Origin of the sequence: Streptomyces sp. NRRL F-2580 (assembly GCF_000720115.1) — a bacterium.
In the GTDB taxonomy this organism is placed as follows: Bacteria; Actinomycetota; Actinomycetes; order Streptomycetales; family Streptomycetaceae; genus Streptomyces.
In genome coordinates this window covers 84,748-105,986 of sequence record NZ_JOIR01000034.1, presented here as the reverse complement: position 1 = coordinate 105,986, position 21,239 = coordinate 84,748, and the positions used below count along the sequence as shown (strand labels likewise).

20 protein-coding genes are annotated in these 21,239 nt (G+C 73.8%); 14 read left to right on the top strand and 6 right to left on the bottom strand.

Features of this window, described 5'->3' with window-relative positions; genetic code table 11:
* Positions 1 to 108: 108 nt before the first annotated feature.
* The 3 genes from IF88_RS0130310 to IF88_RS0130295 are packed head-to-tail and all read left to right on the top strand — an operon-like array spanning position 109 to position 3,536.
* Entirely contained in the window at positions 109 to 795 is a 687-nt protein-coding gene (locus IF88_RS0130310) for an epimerase (protein WP_030719529.1), read from the top strand.
* A 57-nt stretch (positions 796 to 852) separates the two neighbouring features.
* Positions 853 to 3,180 carry an AAA family ATPase gene (locus tag IF88_RS48410; protein WP_234323747.1) on the top strand — a complete coding sequence of 776 codons (2,328 nt, stop codon included), beginning with the start codon at positions 853 to 855 and terminating at the stop codon, positions 3,178 to 3,180.
* A gap of 5 nt (positions 3,181 to 3,185) precedes the next feature.
* A complete protein-coding gene (locus IF88_RS0130295; RefSeq protein WP_030719526.1) occupies positions 3,186 to 3,536 on the top strand; it encodes a hypothetical protein in 351 nt (116 codons plus the stop codon).
* A 7-nt stretch (positions 3,537 to 3,543) separates the two neighbouring features.
* On the opposite strand, the gene IF88_RS0130290 is transcribed toward IF88_RS0130295, so the two are convergent.
* On the bottom strand, positions 3,544 to 3,990 hold the full coding sequence (locus tag IF88_RS0130290; RefSeq protein ID WP_030719523.1) for an SH3 domain-containing protein: 447 nt from the start codon (positions 3,988 to 3,990) through the stop codon (positions 3,544 to 3,546).
* A gap of 531 nt (positions 3,991 to 4,521) precedes the next feature.
* Here IF88_RS0130290 and IF88_RS0130285 point away from each other — a divergent pair.
* From IF88_RS0130285 to IF88_RS0130270, 4 genes are all read left to right on the top strand, one after another.
* Entirely contained in the window at positions 4,522 to 5,187 is a 666-nt protein-coding gene (locus IF88_RS0130285) for a response regulator (protein ID WP_030719521.1), read from the top strand.
* Between the two features lie 51 nt (positions 5,188 to 5,238).
* The gene (locus IF88_RS0130280) at positions 5,239 to 5,613 is read left to right on the top strand and encodes a YbjQ family protein (protein ID WP_030719519.1); all 375 of its coding nucleotides are present in this window, start codon (positions 5,239 to 5,241) and stop codon (positions 5,611 to 5,613) included.
* A gap of 174 nt (positions 5,614 to 5,787) precedes the next feature.
* Positions 5,788 to 9,237 carry an endo-alpha-N-acetylgalactosaminidase family protein gene (locus tag IF88_RS0130275; protein WP_051837810.1) on the top strand — a complete coding sequence of 1,150 codons (3,450 nt, stop codon included), beginning with the start codon at positions 5,788 to 5,790 and terminating at the stop codon, positions 9,235 to 9,237.
* A gap of 64 nt (positions 9,238 to 9,301) precedes the next feature.
* The gene (locus tag IF88_RS0130270; RefSeq protein ID WP_030719515.1) at positions 9,302 to 9,931 is read left to right on the top strand and encodes a class I SAM-dependent methyltransferase; all 630 of its coding nucleotides are present in this window, start codon (positions 9,302 to 9,304) and stop codon (positions 9,929 to 9,931) included.
* A gap of 4 nt (positions 9,932 to 9,935) precedes the next feature.
* Here IF88_RS0130270 and IF88_RS0130265 read toward each other — a convergent pair whose 3' ends face one another.
* The gene (locus IF88_RS0130265) at positions 9,936 to 10,793 is read right to left on the bottom strand and encodes a helix-turn-helix domain-containing protein (protein ID WP_051837807.1); all 858 of its coding nucleotides are present in this window, start codon (positions 10,791 to 10,793) and stop codon (positions 9,936 to 9,938) included.
* 32 nt (positions 10,794 to 10,825) lie between these two features.
* Positions 10,826 to 11,797 carry an EamA family transporter gene (locus IF88_RS0130260; RefSeq protein ID WP_078893233.1) on the bottom strand — a complete coding sequence of 324 codons (972 nt, stop codon included), beginning with the start codon at positions 11,795 to 11,797 and terminating at the stop codon, positions 10,826 to 10,828.
* A 29-nt stretch (positions 11,798 to 11,826) separates the two neighbouring features.
* Here IF88_RS0130260 and IF88_RS0130255 point away from each other — a divergent pair, with 29 nt between their 5' ends.
* The 3 genes from IF88_RS0130255 to IF88_RS0130245 are packed head-to-tail and all read left to right on the top strand — an operon-like array spanning position 11,827 to position 14,598.
* Positions 11,827 to 13,410 (top strand): PLP-dependent aminotransferase family protein, encoded by a 1,584-nt coding sequence (locus tag IF88_RS0130255; RefSeq protein ID WP_078893232.1) that lies wholly within the window; start codon positions 11,827 to 11,829, stop codon positions 13,408 to 13,410.
* A 43-nt stretch (positions 13,411 to 13,453) separates the two neighbouring features.
* The gene (locus IF88_RS49165; protein ID WP_051837806.1) at positions 13,454 to 13,927 is read left to right on the top strand and encodes an LAETG motif-containing sortase-dependent surface protein; all 474 of its coding nucleotides are present in this window, start codon (positions 13,454 to 13,456) and stop codon (positions 13,925 to 13,927) included.
* Between the two features lie 8 nt (positions 13,928 to 13,935).
* Positions 13,936 to 14,598, top strand: coding sequence for an RNA polymerase sigma factor (locus IF88_RS0130245; protein WP_234323746.1), 663 nt, complete (start codon positions 13,936 to 13,938; stop codon positions 14,596 to 14,598).
* A gap of 205 nt (positions 14,599 to 14,803) precedes the next feature.
* Here IF88_RS0130245 and IF88_RS41075 read toward each other — a convergent pair whose 3' ends face one another.
* Positions 14,804 to 15,115: a hypothetical protein gene (locus IF88_RS41075; RefSeq protein WP_030719501.1), complete on the bottom strand. Its 312-nt coding sequence runs from the start codon at positions 15,113 to 15,115 to the stop codon at positions 14,804 to 14,806.
* A gap of 38 nt (positions 15,116 to 15,153) precedes the next feature.
* Positions 15,154 to 15,606: a MarR family winged helix-turn-helix transcriptional regulator gene (locus tag IF88_RS0130235; RefSeq protein WP_030719499.1), complete on the bottom strand. Its 453-nt coding sequence runs from the start codon at positions 15,604 to 15,606 to the stop codon at positions 15,154 to 15,156.
* A gap of 196 nt (positions 15,607 to 15,802) precedes the next feature.
* Here IF88_RS0130235 and IF88_RS0130230 point away from each other — a divergent pair, with 196 nt between their 5' ends.
* The 3 genes from IF88_RS0130230 to IF88_RS0130220 all read left to right on the top strand — a co-directional run bounded on the left by IF88_RS0130230 (position 15,803) and on the right by IF88_RS0130220 (position 19,217).
* A complete protein-coding gene (locus tag IF88_RS0130230; protein ID WP_030719497.1) occupies positions 15,803 to 17,044 on the top strand; it encodes an MFS transporter in 1,242 nt (413 codons plus the stop codon).
* A gap of 45 nt (positions 17,045 to 17,089) precedes the next feature.
* Positions 17,090 to 17,518: a GlcG/HbpS family heme-binding protein gene (locus IF88_RS0130225; RefSeq protein WP_030719495.1), complete on the top strand. Its 429-nt coding sequence runs from the start codon at positions 17,090 to 17,092 to the stop codon at positions 17,516 to 17,518.
* 76 nt (positions 17,519 to 17,594) lie between these two features.
* Positions 17,595 to 19,217: a beta-N-acetylhexosaminidase gene (locus IF88_RS0130220; RefSeq protein ID WP_030719494.1), complete on the top strand. Its 1,623-nt coding sequence runs from the start codon at positions 17,595 to 17,597 to the stop codon at positions 19,215 to 19,217.
* Between the two features lie 370 nt (positions 19,218 to 19,587).
* Here IF88_RS0130220 and IF88_RS0130215 read toward each other — a convergent pair whose 3' ends face one another.
* Positions 19,588 to 20,406: an endonuclease I family protein gene (locus IF88_RS0130215; RefSeq protein ID WP_030719492.1), complete on the bottom strand. Its 819-nt coding sequence runs from the start codon at positions 20,404 to 20,406 to the stop codon at positions 19,588 to 19,590.
* A gap of 218 nt (positions 20,407 to 20,624) precedes the next feature.
* Between IF88_RS0130215 and IF88_RS0130210 the strand changes: the two genes are divergently transcribed.
* Positions 20,625 to 21,191 (top strand): DJ-1/PfpI family protein, encoded by a 567-nt coding sequence (locus tag IF88_RS0130210; RefSeq protein WP_030719490.1) that lies wholly within the window; start codon positions 20,625 to 20,627, stop codon positions 21,189 to 21,191.
* Positions 21,192 to 21,239: the final 48 nt, after the last annotated feature.

Sequence of the window (21,239 nt, the reverse complement as noted above, 5' to 3'; positions counted from 1 at the left end):
TCGCAATCCACACCGAACCCGGAAGGCCCTCACTCGTTCAAGATCCCTCAGCCGAGACCTGCATCACCCGTCCACAACCTCCCTGGACAGAACACCTAGGCTGCTGCCGTGAACGTCATCCTCTTCGGCGCGACCGGCATGATCGGCCGGGGCGTCCTGCGCGAGTGCCTGCGCGACGACTCCGTCGTGAGCGTCCTGGCCGTCGGACGCACCCCGCTCGGCGTGAGCCACCCCAAACTGCGCGAGCGCGTCCAGGCGGACCCGTCCGACCTGGCCGCCGCGGGGGTCGACCCGGCCGCGTACGACGCCTGCTTCTTCTGCCTCGGGGTCTCCTCCGTCGGCATGAAGGAGGACGACTACCGGCGCGTCACCCACGACCTGACGCTCGCCGTGGCCCGGCCGCTGGCCGCCGCCAACCCGGGCATGACCTTCGTCTACGTCTCCGGCGAGGGCACGGACAGCACCGAGCGGGGCCGTTCCATGTGGGCCCGGGTCAAGGGGAAGACCGAGAACGACCTCCTGGAACTGCCCTTCCGTGCCTACATGTTCCGCCCCGGCATCGTCCAGCCGGTGCGCGGCGTGCCCTCCAAGACCAGGCTCTACCGCGTGCTCTACGCGGTCACCGCACCGCTGGTCCCGCTGCTGCGGCGGGTCGCGCCGAACCTCGTCATCACCTCCGACACCCTCGGCCGTGCCATGATCGCCGTCGCGACGCCCGGCACGGCGGTGCCCGGCCACGTCCTGCGCCCCGCCGACATCAACCGCCTGGGGGCTACCCCGACCAGGCAAAACTGAGTACCGGGCAGCCCCTCCCGCAGGTGAGAATGGGCCATCTCAATCCGGGAGGAACCCATGAGCCAGGAGACCCTGACTCTGCATGACCTGCTGCCCGCCCAGGCGCTGGCGGCCTCGATCGACGCCGGGTACGTGACCCGCAAGTCGCACCCCGAGCTGCCGCTGTCCATCTACACGTACACGAGGACGGCCCAGTACGAGCGCGTCTGGGACGAGGTCACCACGCGCTGCCGCGGACTCGTCGCCGACGACACCACCGGCGCGATCGTCGCCCTGCCGCTGCCGAAGTTCTTCAACGTCGGCGAGCACGAGGCGGGCATGCCGTACGCGCCCGCGCTCCCCGACGAGCCGTTCGAGGTGTACGACAAGGTCGACGGAAGCCTCGCGGTCGTCTTCCACTACGCGGGCCGCTGGCGGGTCGCCTCCAAGGGTTCCTTCATCAGCGCGCAGGCCACTTGGGCCCAGCGCCGGCTCGACGCCAAGGACACCGCGGCCCTGCGCCCGGGCACCACGTACCTCGCGGAGATCCTGTACCCGCAGAACCGCATCGTCGTCGACTACGGCGACCGCCGGGACCTCGTCCTCCTCGCCGCCTTCGGGCCGGACGGCACGGAGGTCCCGCTCGCCGAGGCCGCGCCGCACTGGGAGGGCATCGGCTCCGTCGTCACGGTGTGGCCCGCCATGCCGCTCGACGAGCTGATCGCGCTGACCGAGTCCAACACCCTGCCCGGGGGCGCCACCGCGACCGGCATGGACGCCGAGGGCTTCGTCCTGCGCTTCGCCTCCGGCGTGCGCGCCAAGGCCAAGCTGGCGGAGTACGTACGGCTGCACAAGGTGCTCACCGGCGTCACCGAGCGGGACGTCTGGCGCGGCCACGGCATCCAGCGCTTCGCCGGCCTGCCCGCCAAGCAGCTCGCCCAGGGCCTGAACTGCACGGTCGCCGAGATCGAGGCGTCGGGCGGAAAGCCGCTCGACGCGCTGCTGGAGCAGGTGCCCGACGAGTTCGACCACTGGGTGCGCGAGGTCATCGCACGCCTGGAGGAGCGGGCCGCGCGGCACGAGCGCGCGATCGACGAGGCCTTCGCGGGCCTGGCGCACCTGGCCGCCGACCGGGGCGCCTTCGCCCGCGCGGTGAAGGAGCTGGACGACCGCGCGGTCCGCCCGGCCATGTTCATGCGGCTGGACGGCCGGACGACCGAGCTCACGACCTGGCGCCAGGTGCGGCCGGAGACCGCCGATCCCTACATCAGCGACGAGGAGAACCGGACCGTGTCCGAGGAGGAGCGCGCACCCGCACCCGCACCCGCGTCGGCACCCGCGCCCGTGCCGACCGCGCCCGCGCCCACCGCACCCGCGCCCCCCGCACCCGCGTCCGCGCCGAAGGCGGCGCCGCGCGTCCCGGCGCCCGCCGTGGAGGAGGCCGCCGCGGACCCCGCGGCGCAGGAGCCCCCGCTGCCCGTCGTGCACCTCATGACCGGCCTGCCCGCCTCCGGCAAGACCACCGCGGCCCGTGCCCTCCAAGCGCGGTCCGGCGGCCGGATGCGGCGCGTCAACCTGGACGATCTGCGCGCCATGCTCGACCTGCCGGACCCCGGGCGGGGCCGGTCCTGGGCGCACGAGCAGACCGTGCTGGAGGTCCAGGACGCGGCCGTCCGCGCGGCCGTGGACGGCGGCTTCGACGTGGTCGTCGACAACACGCACCTGACGAAGCACATCCCGAAGCGACTCAAGGCGGCCGTCGGCGGTCTCGCGACCTTCGTCGTGCACGACTTCACCGACGTCCCGCTGGAGGAGTGCCTGCGCCGCGACGCGGCCCGCGAACGGCAGGTGGGCGAGGAGATCATCCGGATCCTGGCCGAGAAGCACGAGAAGGCCCGCAAGGGCGGCTGGCGGCTCACGGCCGAGTGGCTGAACGGGACGTCCGGCGCGATGGCCGTGCCGCCCGTGACCGCGTACGTCCCCGACCCTGCGCTGCCGTCGGCGGTGATGTGCGACATCGACGGCACGCTCGCGCTGACCGGCGACCGCGGACCGTACGACTTCTCGCGCTGCGAACTCGACCTGCTCAACGAATCGGTCCGGCACGCGCTGGACGCCTTCAAGCGGGCCGACGGCGACGTGATCGTGCTGCTGTCGGGGCGCGGCGAGGAGCACCGTCCGCAGACCGAGTCCTGGCTGCGGCGCCACCGGGTGCCGTACGACGAGCTGTGGATGCGGGCGGCGGGCGACCCGCGCCGCGACGACGTGGTGAAGGCGGAGCTGTTCGACGCCCACGTCCGTCACCGGTACGCGGTACGGGTCTCGCTCGACGACCGGGACCGGGTGGTCGCGGTCTGGCGCCGGATGGGCCTGCCCACCTGGCAGGTCAACTACGGGGACTTCTAGTCGTCATGGCGGGCGTGCTGATCGTGGACGGCGCGAACGTCGTCGGCTCGGTCCCGGACGGCTGGTGGCGGGACCGGCGGGGCGCGGCCGAGCGTCTGCGCGACCAGCTGGCCCGGCGCGGCGGGGACGAGGAGATCATCCTCGTCGTCGAAGGCGCCGCCCGCGGCGTCGAGTCCGTTCCCGGGGTACGCGTGGACGCGGCCCCCGGGAGCGGCGACGACCGGATCGTGGAACTGGCCGCGGCCCATGCGGACCGCGGCTGCGTCGTGGTCACGGCGGACCGGGAACTGCGCGAACGGGTCCGGGCGTACGGGGCGGAGTGCGTGGGACCCCGTACCGTACGCCCGGTGGACTGACCCGGGGTCAGTGGCAGTACCTCACCTCGGAGAGGTTCTTGACGTAGCGGGCGGAGACCCAGCGCTGCTTCCCGTATGCGGCGCGGTTCGGGGCTTCCATCCCGTCGTCCAGGTTCTCCTCGTCGTTCTCGTCGTACAGCCGGTACCAGATGCGGTTGCCGTCGACCTTCTCGCCGTACTTCTTGCACTCGATCTCGAGCTTGTTGTGCGGGTATACGTGGCCGAGGGCCCGCGACTGGGTGGTCGGCTTGCTGCGGACCTTCAGCGGGCCCTTGGAGACGACCTTGCCGATGGCGTGCTTGTAGTCCGGGTACGTGCCGGGCTGGCCGTCGCCGACGACGATCTCACGCGGCACGTTGTCACCGTCGTCCGCCACGGCGGCGCCCGCTCCGACCAGACCGAGAACCAGGCTTCCGGTGGCGAGAGCGAGGATGGTTCTGGTGGGCTTCAGCATGAGCCGGCTCCTCTATGAAGACGTCCGCCCGCCGCGCCGCGCGGCGCGGTGGCGGCAACCAGGCGGTTGCCAGGGACGACTATGACGAGAGTGGAGGCCGTAGCCCCGGTGGCTCACCGGCTTTTAGCCCGATATGACCAATCTGTCCTACCGGAGCGCGGCGGCCGTGCCCGCCCCCGAACGGGCACGGCCGCGCAGCGGGGCCCCGGGGGGACAGGGCCGGCACCGGCCGGTGGACCGGTGCACGCAAAAACTTACGGGCGGACCACTCCCGGCCGCGCCCATCCACGGGGTGAGACCGGCCTACCCCCTTGGGTGTCGACGCTGTACAACCAGGGGTGTACACAAGGGGGATTGACGTGCGCTTCGTCCAAGACACCGCCGGCGACGGAACCGCCGGCCAGGGGTTGATCGCCATGTCTGAACGGGCGACGATCCACCACGGCACGGTGACCGCCGGGCCCGCCCCCGAGGGCGGCTTCGAGACCGGCCTCCGGGTCCCCGCGCCGCGACCGGGAGGGGGTGAGGCGGATGCCGTCCGTACTCGTCGTCGATGACCAGTTCCTGATCCGATCCGGACTGACCGCGCTGCTGACCGCCGCCCCGGGCTACGAGGTCGTCGGCGAGGCCTGCGACGGCGAGGAGGCGGTCCGGCTCGCCGCCCAGACCCGGCCCGACGTCGTCCTCATGGACATCCGGATGCCCGGCACCGACGGGATCGCCGCCACCGAGCGGATCCTGGCCGGCCGCCAGGACCCCGCCGACGGCGGGCCCGAGGTGCTCGTGCTGACCACCTTCGACTCCGACGAGCACGTCTTCCGCGCGCTCCGCGTCGGCGCCAGCGGCTTCCTCGTCAAGGACACCCCGCCCGAGCGGCTGCTCGCCGCCATCGCCACCGTGCACGCCGGCGAGATGCTCTTCAGCCCCCGTGCCCTGCGCGGGCTGATCGAGGCCTACGCCGCCCCGGCCGCCCGCGCCCCGCACCCCGGCCTGGACACGCTGACCCCGCGCGAGCGCGAGGTGCTCGCCCTGGTCGGCGCCGGTCTGCCCAACGCCGAGATCGCCGTACGGCTCGTCCTCAGCCCGGCCACCGTCAAGACGCACGTCCACCGCTGCATGAGCAAGCTGGCCCTGTCCAGCCGCGCCCAGGCCGTGGTCGTGGCCCACGAGTTCGGCCTCGCCGCCCGAATGCGCTGACCGCGCGGCTCCCCGGATGCGGGCGGCGGCGGCCCGGGCGAGAGTGGGGCCATGGGTATCGAAGACTACGGCGGCGGGGCCGGCGCACATGAGACCGGCGTCCTCGTCGTCACGACCAACGACGTCCCCGGCTACCGGGTCGAGCAGGTCATCGGCGAGGTCTTCGGCCTCACCGTGCGCTCCCGCCACCTGGGCAGCCAGATCGGCGCGGGCCTGAAGTCGATGATCGGCGGCGAGCTGAAGGGCCTCACCAAGACCCTGGTGCAGACCCGCAACCAGGCCATGGAGCGGCTCATCGAGCAGGCGAAGGCGCGTGGCGCGAACGCCGTGCTCATGATGCGCTTCGACGTCACCGACGCCGCCGACGTCGGGACCGAGGTGTGCGCGTACGGGACGGCCGTGGTCCTGGCCCCCGCCTCCACCTGACTCCCGGGACACCCCTCCGGACACTCCACGCGCAGTTAAGTCCAGGACGGCGCTCCGCTTTGTCCATGGGCCTGCCCGGCCCCGGTCCGCAAGCTGTCAGGTCAGTGAGCGGACCGCCCGGGGCTGCGTGCCGAGCGGTCTTCCGCCAAGGAAGCGCCGACTCCCGGAGGTCCGATGCGCATCCCCCTGTGGCCGGCGGCCGCGGCGGCGGCCGGTCTGGTCGCCACCCTGCTCGTGGCCGCCCCCGCGCCCGCCGCCCCCGCCGTGGCCGCCGCACCCGTGACGATCACCTCGCCCGAGCTGGCCGTGAGCGTGGACCGCGGCTTCCCCCGGGTCATCGGCTACACCCGGCGCGCCACCGGGGACGTACTGCACGGCAACGAGGACCCGCTCAGCGCGATCGTGGTCAACGGGACCACCTACACCCCGGCCGTGACCTCGGTCCCCTCCGCCTCCGCCGTGGACTACGCGCTCGCCTTCTCCGGCGTGACCATCAGGGCCCGCATCCAGGTGGCCGGTTCGACCGTGGAGTTCAGGGTCACCGCGATCGAGGACACCGCCGCCCTGCGCGTACGCAGCCTCGCGATCCCCGACCACCACCTCGTCAGCGTCCGCAGCGACCAGCCGGGCGCCGCGCTCTCCACGGCCACCATGCACACCGCCACCACCGGCACCGGGGACACCTTCACCCCCGTCACCGCGAGCACCCCCGTCGACGCCGCCGCGACCACCGTGATGTACGGACTGGTCAACACCGGCAGGCTGGCCGCCGCCATCGACTCCAACTCCCTCTACGACACGCCCTCCGGCCCCACCGCCCGCGAGAACGGCCGGATCAGCAAGCGGATCACCGACAAGGGCGTCTACCGCCGCGCCGGACTGTGGAGCGGCGCCTGGCTCCACCGCCCGGCGGGTGCGGCCGACACCGACACCGAGCCGCTCCCGTACGCCCGTATCGCCGTCACCGCCGACCGCAACGCGGACTCCGTCGTGGACTGGCAGGACGCCGCCGTCGCCTACCGGGACATCTGGACCCCGCCCACCGGCTGGCAGGACACCGCCGACCGGGTCGTGCAGCGGATCCCCTTCAACTTCGCCTCCCAGGCCACCCATCCGTTCGCGCAGACCCTCGACGAGACCAAGCGGGTCGGCCTGGCCACCGACGGTCTCGGACAATTCGTCCTCCTCAAGGGCTACGCCTCCGAGGGGCACGACTCCGCGCACATGGACTACAAGGACATCGGCTCCGAACTGGGCGGCGCCGCCGGCCTGAACGCCCTGACCACCGCCGGTCACGCCTACAACGCCGACTTCGGCGTGCACGTCAACGCCACCGAGGAGTACCCGGTGTCGGCCACCTTCGACCCGGCCCACCAGAGCGGCGGACTCGGCTGGGACTGGCTCGACCAGTCCTACTACGTGGACACGAGGAAGGACGGCCAGTCCGGCGGGCGGCTGGGGCGCCTGCAGGACCTCAAAGCCGCCGCCCCCGGGCTCGACTTCCTCTACGTGGACGTCTGGTACGGCGACGGCTACGTCTCCCGCCGACTCCAGCGCGACATCGCCGGGCTCGGCCTCCAGCTGGCGACGGAGTTCCCCAACACCCTCACCGAGCAGTCCCTCTGGCACCACTGGGCGGCCGACGTCGACTACGGCGGCAGCGACCTGAAGGGCGTCAACTCCACCATCGCCCGCTTCATCGCCAACCACGCCAAGGACGACTGGATCGCCCGCGACCCGCTGCTCGGCGGCGCCGAGGTGACCGCGTACGAGGGCTGGCAGGGCAAGAAGGACTTCACCGCCTTCCTGAACACCACCTTCGCCGTCAACCTGCCGACCAAGTACCTCCAGGAGTCCCCGGTCGTGAAGCGGACCGCCGACACGGTCACCCTCGCGAACGGCACCACCGTCACCACCACCGGCAACAAGCGCCGGATCACCACGGCCGGCCGCACCGTCCTGTCCGGGGACGCCTACCTGCTGCCGCGCGACGGCAAGCTGTACCACTGGAACGACAAGGCGGGCTCCACCACCTGGACCCTGCCCGCAGGCTGGACCGCCCCCAAGCTCTACCGGCTCACCGACACCGGACGCCGACTGGTCGGCGACCTCGCCGTGAGCCAGGGCCAGGTCACCATCGACGCCGCCGCCCGCACCGCCTACGTGGTCACCGACGGCGCGGCGCCCGCACAGGCCGACCCGAAGTGGGGCGAGGGCACCCCGGTCAAGGACCCCTCCTTCTACGCGGGCGATCTGAGAGCCTGGACCGTCACCGGGACCGGCGCCGCCGTCGCCCGCAACGCCCAGGGCCAGAGCGAGCTCACCTTCGCCCCCGGCACCACCCCGGCTGTCTCCCAGCACCTCACCGGCCTTGCTCCCGGCACCTACGCCGCCTCCGTCTGGGTCTCCACCCCCGCGGGCCGGGCCACCACCCTCACCGTCACCCCGGCCGGCGGAGCCGCGGCCTCCGTGTACGCCGACTCCTCGCCGCTGACGAACAGCCTCGGCGGCAGCGAGAAGAACGGCACGAAGGCGCAGCGCATGAAGGTGCTGTTCGACGTTCCCGCCGGACAGTCCACCGCCACCCTCAAGCTGTCCGCGGGCGCCGGATCCGGCACCGGCACCGTCTACCTGGACGACGTCCGGGTGGTCCGCTCCGCCCGCGCCCCGCTCGGCGGCCACTTCTTCGCCGAGGACTTCGAGAACACCGACGCCGGCTGGGGCCCCTTCGCCTTCGGCGGCGCGGGCGGCTCCGCCACCGACCCGCGCACCCACATCGCCCAGCGCAACGCCCCGTACACACAGGCCGGCTGGAACGGCAAGCTCGTCGACGACGTGATCGGCGGCCGGAACTCCCTCAAGTCGCACGAGGAGCGGACCGGGCTCGTCTACCGCACCCTCCCGCAGACCCTGCGGCTCACCCAGGGCCGCTCGTACAAGGTGACCTTCTCCTACGAGAGCGGCTTCAGCGGCGACTACCGGTTCGTCACCGGGTCCGGGACCACCGAGACCGCCACCGCCCTGGACCAGGCCCGTACCCCCACCGTCTTCACCCGGACCTTCACCGCGGGCGCCGATGCCTGGATCGGCGTACGGAAGGTCACCCCGGAGAACTCCCACAACGAAGCCGACCTGACCCTCGACGACCTGACCGTGGACGACCTCGGAGCGCCCGGCGGCGGCGAACTCCTCGTCCCACAGGGGCAGATGAGCGTCAAGGCGGTCGACAGTCAGGAGACCGCCGGCGAGAACGGCGCCGCCGCCAACGTCCTCGACGGCGACTCCGCCACCCTCTGGCACACCAGGTGGTACGCCGCCACCGCACCGATGCCGCACGAGATCGCCCTCGACCTCGGCGCCGCCTACGACGTCGCCGCCCTCCACTACCTGCCCCGGCAGTCGCAGAGCAACGGACGCATCGCCGCCTACCAGGTGTTCACCTCCACCGACGGCACCACTCGGGGCACGGCCGCCGCCACCGGCACCTTCCCGGACACGACGGCGCAGCAGGACGTCACCTTCCCCCCGCGCACCGCCCGCTACGTCAGACTCAGGGCCACGAACGAGGTGGCCGGCCATCCGTGGACCTCGGTCGCGGAACTCAACATCGGCTACCGGCCATGACGAAGCGGCCCTGCCCCGGCCCCGCACTCAGTACGGTGGTTTCCCCGAGACGAAGGGCGGACCGATGAGTCAACGCAAGTCGGCGGCAGAGGTGTTCGACGCGCTGGGGGAGCGCTACGAGGACGTGTTCGGGCGGGTGCCCGGCCAGCTCGCTGCGCTCGACTGGCTCACCGCCCGGCTGCCCGGCGGGGCCCGTGTGCTGGACGTGGGAAGCGGTACCGGGCGGCCCACCGCCGAGGCGCTGGTCCGGGCCGGCTGCGAGGTGACCGGCATCGACGTCTCGGCGGCCATGGTCGCCCTGGCCCGCACCCGGGTCCCGGGAGCGCGCTTCGAACAGGCCGACGTGCGGACGTACACGCCCGAGCCGGGCGGGTTCGACGCCGTGTGCTCCTTCTTCCCCCTCCTGGTGATGGACCAGCCGGAGGTGGCCGGGGCACTGGACCGCATGGCCTCCTGGGTCGCGCCGGGCGGGTACTTCGTGATGGCCACCGTGCCCGGGGACATCCGGGGCCTGGACATCGAATGGATGGGCCACGAGGTGACGGTCAGCAGCCTGTCCACGGCGGACCACCTGGCCCGGCTCGCCGACCGTGGCCTGGAGGTCCTGTACCACCACACCGCGCCCTTCCAGCCCGCCGCCCCGCTGGCGGGCCCCGAGGAACACCTCTTCTGCTACGCGCGGCGGAGCCCGTGACGGGTCAGCGGACCGGCCCCCGGACCGACTGCTGGGCGCGGAAGCGTACGGGTGCCATGCCCACGCGGCGGCTGAACAGCCGGCTGAAGTAGGCCGGGTCCTGGTAACCGACCCGCCGGGCGATCCCGGCGACCGGCAGGTCGGTGCGGGCCAGCAGCTCCTTCGCCCGGCTCAGCCTGATGCCTAGGAGGTACTCCTTGACCCCCTCCCCGGTACTGCGCCGCACCGCCCGGCGCAGCTGCGGCAGCGGCATCCCGAGCCGGGCGGCGTGCTCGCTCACGGATATCGGCAACAGGGCGTCCCGCGCCAGCGCGTCCATCACGGCGTCCCCGTGCCGGGAGGTCTCGGCACGGGCGTAGCGCAGGGCCACGAGCAGCCCGTGCACGGCGGCCGCGGCCTCGACCTCCAGCAGCGGTCCGCCGCGCCGGGCGGCCCGGACGATCCCGTCGACCACGTGCTGCACCCCGGCCGTGCCGCCGAGCGGCACCAGCGGCCGGTCCGGGGTGACGTAGCCCAGGTCGGTGTACGCCGCCACGGCAGGCCCGGCGAAGTCCACGAAGCACTCGTCCCAGCCGGTCCGCGGATCGGGCCCGTAGTGGTGTTCCACTCCCGGCACCAGCCACAGCAGCGCGGGCGCGGCCACCGGCTGCGGCGGCCGGCCGCCGTGGCTGAACCAGCCACGGCCGCGGGTGACGACCACGGCGACGTGGTGGCCGAGGGCGCGCGGGCCGACCACCGGCAGCACGCCCTGCTGCACCCCCACCCCGAGGCAGACCAGGCCGAGTCTGCGGTGGTTGGCGGTGGGGGAGAAGTACCGCATCCAGCTGCTGTACGGGGGCGCGTGGCGAACGGGCGTCGGCATCTGCGGATTGTGATCCACGAGCCCGGGCGCCCTCAAGGGGACGCCGCCCCCCGGTCACCGCGGGGCGTGCGCACGGCCGGCCCGGGGACGCGGCCCGGGCGCAGACCCACGGCCAGCCCCACGACCACCACCAACAGGCCCAGCCACACCGCCGGTCCCGGGACCCCGCTGCCGGCGAGGACCCCGGCGCCGGCTGCGGCCACCGGCGCGACGCCGGTCAGCAGCCCGGCGCGGCCCGCGCCCACGGCCACGACGGTGCGGTACCAGAGCAGGAACGCCACCGCCGTCACCATGACGGCGAGGTACCCCGCCGCCGCCCACTGGGCCGTCCCGAGCGTCCCCAGGTCGGCGGGGCGCTCGAAGAGCACCGCGAGCCCCGCCAGCATCAGTGCCCCCAGCCACACCGCGTGCACGGACACCCCCCACGCGCCGTGCCGGCGCAGCACCGGGACGGCGAGGAGGGTGAACCCGGCCTCGCAGCCCAGCGCGAGCGCCGCCCAGCCCACCCCGGCGGCGTCCGTCCGGCCCGTTCCCTCGACCAGCACCGCCCCGGCCACCACCACCGGAGCCGCCACCAGCACCTGATGGCTGGGCCGCCGCCCCTCCAGGAACGGCCCGATCAGCCCCAGCAGGATCGGTACGGAGGCCACCGCGACGGCGATGACGGCCGGTTCGGCATGCGCCACCCCGCGCACGACGGCCACGTTGAACAGCACCAGCCCGGTCGCCGCGATCCCGGCCAGCCACAGCCACTCCCGGCCGCGCGGCCGCAGGACCGGCACCCGCGCCGCCCGGGCCAGCGCGACCAGCAACAGCGCGGCGGCGGCGTACCGGACGGCCTGCGTGGCGAACAGCGGGGCGTCGACGAGCGAGCGGGAGACGGTGACGCTGCTGCCGACGAGCGCCATGCCCGTGATGCCGGGGGCCAGATCCCGGAAGGAGGTGGAGGCCGCGGCGGAGGTCGGGGCGGAGGTGGAGGCGATCGAGGCGGAAGTTCTCTGCATGAGATCCAGCGTGGCCCCACAATGGACCCGTGAGCAGGTCCAATGAAGGCGTGATCCAGGGGTCCAAAACCAGGTCCACAACCGAGAGCTCCGAAACCGACGGGTCCGCGAGCCCGAGCGGCTCGGACTTCCTCCAGCTCGACCTCGGCCAGGCCCCGCCGGGCGGCCGCACCGACTGGCTGGCGGGCCGGCTCCGCGCCGCCATCGCCGACGGCACGCTGCCCGTCGGCAGCAGGCTCCCGGCCAGCCGCGTCCTCGCCGCCGAACTGCGCGTCTCCCGCGGTCTCGTCACCGAGGCCTACCAGCGCCTCGCGGAGACCGGCCAGGTCCGCGGCCGGGGCCGCGGCGGCACCGTGGTCGTCGCCGCCCCGCCCCCGGCGGCGGGGGCGACGCCCGCCCCGGACCGCGGCGGGCTGGTGGACGCGCTGCGCGCCGTGCCCTGCCGGATCGACCTCTCGCCCGGGGTCCCCGACCTCACGGCCTTCCCCCGTACGGCCTGGCTGCAGGCCGAGCGCCGGGTGCTCGCCGGCCTGACCCCGGCTGACTTCGGCTACGGCAACCCCCAGGGCGCGCCCGCCCTGCGCGCGGCGGTCGCCGGCTGGCTGGCCCGCAACCGCGGCTTCCGCGCCGACCCCGACGAGGTGGTGATCGTCGCGGGCGTGGCCCAGGCCCTGGCGCTTTTGGCGCAGGTCCTGCGCGAGGAGGGCGTGCACCGCGTCGCGGTGGAGGACCCCGGCTCGCTCGGGGCCCGGCAGCAGCTGGAGTACGGGCGGCTGGAGACCGTTCCCGTACGGGTGGACGAGGCCGGGCTCGACGTCGCCGGGCTCCGCGCGAGCGGGGCACGGGCCGTGCTGCTCACTCCGGCGCACCAGTTCCCGACCGGGGTGGTCCTCGACGGCGGGCGGCGCGGGGACCTGCTCGGCTGGGCGGCCGCCGGGGGCCTGGTCATCGAGGACGACTACGACGCCGAGCACCGCTACGACCGCGCACCCGTCCCCGCGCTGCGCGCCCTGCTGCCCGAGGCCGTCTGCTACGCCGGGAGCGTCTCCAAACTCCTCGCCCCCGCCCTGCGCCTGGGCTGGCTCCTGGTGCCACCGCGGCTGCGCGACGCGGTGACCGCCGCCAAGCGCTACGCCGACCTCGGCAACCCGGTCCTCGCCCAGCTGGTCCTCGCCCGGCTGATGGACTCGGGCGAGCTGGAGCGGCACCTGCGCCACGTCCGGCGCCGCCACCGCCGGCGCCGCGACGTCATGCTCCGGGCGCTCGCCGAGCACCTGCCGGGGGCCCGGGTGCACGGCGCGGCGGCCGGCCTGCACCTGATGGTCACCTTCGACGGCGCCGGCTTCGAGGACACGGCCCTGGCCTCGGCGGCGCTGACCCTGGGCGTCAAGGCCCATCCGCTGTCCTGGCACCGCGTCCGGCCGGGCCCGCCGGGCCTGATCCTCGGCTACGCGGCGGGCTCGGCCGGGGAGATCGAGGAGGGCGTCGCCACCCTGGGAGCCGCCCTGCGGGGCGGTTTGGGCGGCGGCCCGGGCGCGCTGCCGGAAACCGGCCGGAAAGTTTTTCCGGATCGGCGGCAACCTCCCGGGGGGTCGCGCGTCGTGCGGGGGTGAAGGGCGCAGTTCCGTGCCCTCGACCCGACCGTGGAGAACCACCTTGAAGAACCTGAAGCGTGTCCAGCGCGTCCCCCTGGCCGTCCGCCGGGCGGCCGTCACCGCTGCCGCGGCCGCAGTGGCCGTCTCCCTCGCCGGGCCGGCCTCCGCCGCGAGCGGGAGCTCGCCGGCGCCGGCTCCCTCGGTCAGCGTTCCGGCCGCCGCCTCTCCCAGCGAGGGCGGGGCCAAGCCGTCTCCCTCGGTCAGCACCCCGCCGAGCGCGGGTGCGGGCGCGAAGAGCGCGGCCCCCAGCGCCGCGCCCAGCGCCGCGCCCAGCGTCTCCGCGTCGAGCCCGGGGACGGCCGGTCCCCAGCCCAGCGCCTCCCCGTCCGAGCCCGGCCCCGCCGCCGCCGAGGGGGCGGCCGAGCTCGCGCATACTGGCTCCTCCGCGACCACCACGGCCCTGGGAGCGGGGGCCGCCGGTCTGGTCCTCGCCGGTGCGGCAGCCCTGTACGCCGTGCGGCGCCGCGCGAACTGAGGAATTCCGTGCTCCACCTCGCACCACCCGTCGGCCCCCTCACGCCCGGCTTCGGCCGGGCGTGGCGGGGCCTGTGGTCGTTGCTGCGCGGCGAGCGTGCCGCCCCGCCGGCCTCCCCGCGCCCGTACGGGCCCTCGTACGGCTCCTCGCACACGTACCGGCCCGCGGGCCACGGCGAGCCGCAGCCGCCCACCGTGACGGAGCTCTACTACGCGCACCGGCTGCGCATGGTCCGGCTGGCGGTGCTGCTCGTCGACGACCTGGCCACGGCCGAGGACGTGGTCCAGGACGCCTTCACGGCCCTGTACCGGCGTCACGGGGAGCAGATAGCCGAGGTCGACAACGCCCTCGGCTACCTGCGCACCGCGGTCGTCAACACCTCGCGCTCCGTCCTGCGCCGCCGGCGCACCGTACGGGCCTGGACCCCGCCACCGCCCGCCGACGTACCGTCCGCCGAGGACCACGTGGTCCTGGACGAGGCGCACCGCGAGGTCCTCGCCGCGCTCGGCCGGCTGACACCGCGCCGCCGGCAGGTCCTGGTGCTGCGGTACTGGGCGGACCTCAGCGAGGCGGAGATCGCTGCCACCCTCGGGATCAGCCGGGGAGCGGTCAAGTCCAATGCGAGCCGCGGCCTGGACGCGCTGGAACGGATTCTGGAGGGACGGATATGACGCGTGACGGCGAACGCTTCGCCGAACGGCCCGTCGAGCGGCGGCTGCGGCAGGCCCTCGACGCGCGCGCGGACAGCATCGACGTCCGCCGGCTGCGCCCCGCGGACCCGCCGGGACCGCAGGTGAGGCGGCTGCCCGTGGAGAGGCTGCGGCGGTTCGCGCTGCCCTTGGCGGGCCTGGCCGCGGCCGCTGCCGCCGGGATCGGCTACCTGCTGCTCCCCCCGGATCCCACCCCCGGCCCGACACCTCCCGCCACCCCGCCGAAGGTCACGGGCCCCGGCCCGTCCCGCCCGTCGCCGGAGCCCTCGCCGTCGCCCTCTCGGCGGTCCGCCGGGCCGGCCGCGCCGAGCCCGGACGTGGACGCGTCGGGGAGCCCGGGGACGTCGTCGCCCCCGGCCGTGTCCGTGAGCCCCAGCCCGTCGTCGCCCCCCGTGCCGAAGGACTCGGGGTCGGTGTGGCCGTCGGCGGTCCCCTCCATCACGCCGGGCCGGGCGGTGAGCTTCTCACCGCCGGCCACGGGAGGTCCGCGCTAGGAGAGTCGGTACGCGCCGGGTGTCAGCGGCGGAGGTTCTCCACGGCCGACACCAGCGGCGCGAGCTCCGGGTTGCGCGCGGCCTCGTCCAGGGCCTCGCGCAGCGCGGTGTCGTTCGTGGGCCGGGCCGCGGCCAGCAGGGCCAGGCCGGCCTGGCTCACGTCGGTGTAGATGCCCCGGCGGTCGGTGTCGCAGAGGTAGCGGTTCAGCAGGCCGCGGTCCTCCAGCCTGCTGACCAGGCGGGTCGTCGCGCTCTGGCTGAGCACCACCGAGTCGGCGACCTGGTGCATCCGCAGGTGCCCGCCCGGCCCGTTGTGCTGGCGGCTGAGGACGTCGAGCAGCGAGTACTCGCGCACGCTCAGGCCGTGCCCGGCCTGCAGGGCCCGTTCGATGTGCGACTCGATCCGCCCGTGCAGGAGGGAGAGGGCGCACCAGCCCTGGGAGAGGGCGGTGAGCCCGCTGTCCGTGGCCGTCATGGGCTTCCTCCGTCGAAGCGTGCGGTGCGAGCGGTGTGATCCCCAGGATAGGCCACGCCTGCAATAGCCCGCGCTTGCAAATATCCCGCGTCTGCAATTAATGTGGACGCACGTAAGCGGCGACCGCATCTGTCCTCGCGGACGGACCGCACCCCGCACCAGCGCTTCCCCCTCTCCCCTGAAGGGCACCTCCCCCATGCCTCTCGCACTCCTCGCCCTCGCCGTCGGGGCCTTCGGGATCGGCACCACCGAATTCGTGATCATGGGCCTGCTCCCCGAGGTCGCCGGCGAATACGGCGTCTCGATCCCCACCGCGGGCTTCCTGGTCACCGGCTACGCCCTCGGCGTCGTCCTCGGCGCCCCGCTCATGACCGTGCTCGGCACCCGCATCCCCCGCAAGCGCATGCTGATGCTCCTCATGGGCCTCTTCATCGCCGGCAACGTGCTCTCCGCACTCGCCCCCTCCTTCGGCGTCATGCTCACCGGCCGCGTCGTCGCCTCCCTCGCCCACGGCGCCTTCTTCGGCATCGGCGCGGTCGTGGCCGCCGAGCTCGTGGCCCCGGAGAAGAAGGCCGGAGCCATCGCCATGATGTTCACCGGCCTGACCGTGGCCAACGTGGTCGGCGTCCCGCTCGGCACCCTCGTCGGGCAGACCCTGGGCTGGCGCGTCACCTTCCTGATCGTCGCCGCGCTCGGCGTCGCAGGTCTGCTCGGCATCGCCCGCCTCGTGCCCGAACTTCCCCGGCCCGAGGGCGGGGTACGGATCCGCCGCGAGCTCGCCGCCTTCCGCAACGTCCAGGTGCTGCTCGCGATGGCGATGACCGTCCTCGGCTTCGGCGGCGTCTTCGCCGCGATCACCTACATCACCCCGATGATGACCAACGTCGCCGGCTTCGCCGACTCCTCCGTCACCTGGCTCCTCGTCCTCTTCGGCCTGGGCATGGTCGCCGGCAACCTCATCGGCGGCCGCTACGCCGACCGCGCGCTCATGCCGATGCTGTACGTGTCCCTCGGCGCGCTCGCCGTCACCCTGGCCGTCTTCACGCTCACCGCCCACACCAAGGCCGGCGCCGCCGTCACCGTGGTGCTGATCGGCGCCCTCGGCTTCGCGACCGTGCCGCCGCTCCAGAAGCGGGTCCTGGACCAGGCCGCCGGGGCGCCCACCCTCGCCTCCGCCGTCAACATCGGCGCCTTCAACCTCGGCAACGCCCTCGCCGCCTGGCTCGGCGGGCTCGTGATCGCCGCCGGCCTCGGCTGGACCGCCCCGAACTGGGTCGGCGCGGCGCTGGCCGCCTCCGCCCTGGCGCTGGCCCTCGCCTCCGGCGCACTGGAACGCCGTACGGCCGGACGCGCTGCGGCCGCCAGCGTCGGCGCCGGCCGGGTGGTCGCGTCCGCCGCGGCCCGCGAGGCGACCGCCGTCGCAGCCGCCCGCCACTGATCCGCCCCTGTTCCCCGCACCCACCCCCCGCAAGGAGAAACCGGCATGTCCACCACCACCCGCACCGCCGTCGCCGCCCTGACCACCGAGGACGCCGAGCTGCTCGTCGGCGTCGCCCAGTCCGCCGCCGAAGCGGCCGGGGCCACGGTCAGCGTCACCGTCCTCGACGCCGGCGGCCACCTGCTCGCCTTCCGCCGCGACGACCGGGCCGTGCTGATCTCCGGCGAGACCAGCACCCGCAAGGCCTACACCGCCCTCCAGCTGAACGCGCCCACCGCCGACCTCGTCGAAGCGGTCCGCCCCGGAGGCCCCTTCCACACGCTGCCCACGGCCCTGGACCGCCCCCTGCTGTTCATCGCGGGCGGCCTGCCCGTCCACCGCGACGGCCGGCTCGTCGGTGCGATAGGCGTCGGCGGCGGATCCCCCGAAGAGGACCACGCCTTCGCCGCCGCGGCGCTCGACGCCCTGGTCTGAGACGACGGGTCCGAGACCTCCGGGTCGCGCGCCCGTGTCCCCCGTGCCAGGTTGGGTACGGGGACACGGGTGCATGATGCGGAAACCAAGGCTTCACAGGAGGGTCCGGACCATCGCGACGGCAACGGCCGCCGCGCTGGTCACCCTCGCCGTGCCCGGCTGCTCGGCCGCCTCGGACGAGGCGCGCGCCCCCGCCTCCCCGGGCTCCTCCACGACGGCGGCCACCCCGACGGATGCCGCCCCGGTGCCGCCCGCCCCCACCCCGACGCCGTCCTACCCCCTGTCCACGGCCCCGCGCACCATCCCCGCCGTCCGCGAGCACGTGCCCGCCCGCGGCCCCGGCTGGAAGCCCGCCCCCGACGCCCGCGTGGTCGTCGCGCAGGGCGACGCCGCCGCCCTGTCGGACGAGGCCGAGCTGCTCGCCGGGGAACTGGGCCTCAAGTACGGCGACTCGGCGGCGCCGCGCGCCGGCGACGTGGAGCTCTCCCTGGAGGGCACGGGAAAGGCCGAGTCGTACACCCTCACCGTCAAGGACGGCACGGTCCGGATCAAGGGCCCCGACGAGGCCGGGGTCTTCTACGGGACCCGCACCCTCAAGCAGGCGGTGAAGAGCGCCGGTTCGGCCCCCGAGGGCACCGTGAACGACGCCCCGGCCAAGCCCCAGCGCGGCCTCAACCTCGACATAGCGCGCAAGCACTTCACCCCCGACTGGATAGAGGACCGGCTGCGCGAGATGGCCGACCTCAAACTCAACCAGCTCGGCCTGCACTTCTCCGACGACCAGGCCTTCCGCATCCAGTCCGACACCCACCCCGAGATCGTCTCGAATCCGCACCTCACCAAGGCGCAGGTTCGCGAGATAACGGCGCTCGCCGCCCGGCTGCACATCACGGTGGTCCCCGAGATTGACTCGCCCGGACACCTCGGCGCGGTGCTGCGCGCCCACCCCGACCTGCAACTGCGCGACGTACAGGGCAAGGCGGTCAAGGGTGCGGTGGACATATCCAACCCGGCGGCCGCGAAGCTCGTCGACGAACTGCTGCGCGAGTACCAGCCGCTGTTCCCCGGCGGAGCCTGGCACCTGGGGGCCGACGAGTACCAGGCGCTGGTCTACCGGGATCCGCAGGCCTCCTTCCCGCAGCTCGCCCGGGCGGCCCAGCAGCGGTACGGCCCCTCGGCGCGCGTGCAGGACCTGGCCACGGGCTGGCTGGGCGACCGCGCCGACACGGTCCGCCCGTCCGGCAAGGCGCTCAAGGCGTGGAACGACGGCTTCTTCGCGGGCGGGGTGACGAGCGCGGCCAAGGACATCCAGGTCGAGTACTGGACCGGCAAGGAGATCGGCGCCCGGCCGCCGCTGGAGTACCTGCGCGAGGGCCGCAAGCTGGTGAACCTCAACGACGAGTTCCTGTACTACGTGCTCGGCGAGCCGAACGAGTTCACCTACCCCACCGGCCGGCGGATCTACGAGGAGTGGACCCCGCTGGTCCTGCGCGGCACCACCCCCGTCCCGGCCTCGTACGGGAACCAGATCCTGGGCGGGCGCCTCGCCGTCTGGGCAGATCTGTCCGGCGCCCAGACCCAGGCCCAGGTGGCGGACGGCATCCGGCTGCCGCTGGCCGCGCTCTCGCAGAAGGTCTGGGACTCGCGCGCACCTCAGCTGCCGTGGTCCGGCTTCCAGGCCCTCGCCGACCGGCTCTGAGCGGGCACTCGGGTCCGCGCTCTGCAACAGTCCGACACCGGGCCGGTGACGAACGATTTTCGGCCATCGTTGCGGCCTGATCCCGGCACTACGTTGACGCTCCGCTTCGACGTGGCAGAGGGAGACGACATGAGAGCGGTGCGCAGCCGGAGACGGGCTCGCGGGCGGGCCGGACTGGTGGCCCTGACGGTGTGCGGGACGCCGGCGCTCACGGCCTGCCAGGGCGGTGCCGACGCGGCCCCGCAGGGCGCCGGCCCGGCCGGCGCGTCGGCCACGGCCACGCCCTCCGCCACGTCCTCCGCATCCGCCACCGCCCCGCGTCCACCCGACGCCGGACGGTGCGGCCGCCGTGACGGCGGCCGCGCCGGGGCTACCAGATGGAGTTGACCCACTCCGGGTGGTCGATGAACGGGTTGCGGTTGTGCTGGTAGGTGTCGAATATGACCTGGTTGCGGCGCTGCTCGAAGGCGTCCGGCGGGTCCATCTGGTTCCACTGCTTCAGCAGGCTGAGCCGGCCGAAGAGCGGCGCGGAGCCGTTGTTGACCTTGTCGTTCAGCTCCAGGTCGGCGAAGCCGTCGCCGCCGTCGTAGCGGACGGCCATGTAGAGCAGCATCCGGGCCACGTCGCCCTTGACCGCGTCGCGCGGCTCGAAGGAGTCGGCGTCGGTCAGGCTGCCGGGGGCCTCGCTGACGGGGCTGCCGCCCTTGTCGAAGTCCTTGTTGCCCCGGGTGCTGTTGACGGTCACGTCCTCCGGGCGCAGGTGGTGCAGGTCGGTGCCCGGGCCGGTGGCGGTGCCGAAGTCGCCGTGGCTCTTGGCCCAGACGTGCTCGCGGTTCCAGTCGTTGACCCCGCCGCCGTTCGACGACTTGGACTGGGAGCGGCCCGAGTAGACGAGGATGACGTTGTCGGGGTTCGCCGGATCCTGGTCGGTGACCTTCAGGGCGTTCCACACCCCGTCGTAGCTCACCTTGGACTGGCTCTTGATGATGTCGTGCAGGGCGGTCTTCAGCGCGGCCCCGGTCTTGCCCTGGGCGCTCGCGTAGTAGTCCGCGTACGGGTCCGAGGCGGCGGCCGCCGGGTTCGCGGGAGCGGTCGTGCGCTGCTGGCCGGCGGACGCGGCCGCCGGTACGGCGAACAGGGCGGCGGCGGCGAGGGCGGCCGCCCAGGGGGTCAGGCGCGAGATTCTCATCGGGTGGGGGGTACCTCTCCATACGCACCGTCCCCGCCTGGGGAATTGGCGGAGTGTCAGTGGCAGAGCGAGGGTCACATTGTCATGTGCCGAACAGGTGAAAACCATGTGTCGACAATGGGTGATCTTCGTGTGTGCCGGCTGTCCGCGGGGGGCAGGGTAGCGGTGGCCCCGGCCGGGGCCGGACCGACCACGACCAGCCCCATCGGGAGCAGCCCATGGCAGTGAAGATCCTCATCGTGACCGGCGACGCGGCCGAATCGCTGGAGGTCCTGTATCCGTACCAGCGCCTGCGCGAGGAGGGCTACGAGGTCCACATCGCGGCGCCGCAGGTGAAGAAACTGCGGTTCGTGGTCCACGACTTCGAGGAGGGCTTCGACACCTACACCGAGAAGCCCGGCTACACCTGGCCGGCCGATCTGGCCTTCAGGGACGTGGTCACGGAGGAATACGCGGCCCTGGTGGTCCCGGGCGGACGGGCGCCGGAGTACCTGCGCAACGATCCCGAGGTGAGGCGCATCCTGGCGGCCTTCGCCGAGTTCGACAAGCCGATCGCCCAGATCTGCCACGGGCCGCTCATCACGGCCGCGGCCGGGGGCCTGACCGGCCGCCGCGTGACCGCGTATCCGGCGCTGGAGCCGGACATGAAGGCGGCCGGGGCCGAGTTCGAGGACTCCGAGACCGTGGTCGACGGCACCCTGGTCTCGGCCCGGGCCTGGCCCGATCACTCGCGCTGGATGAGGGAGTTCCTGACCGTACTGCGCGGCAAGGCCCCGGTGGTCTGAGCACCGGGGCCGGGTCGGGGGCGGGGGAACGGCCCCGCCCCGGCCGTC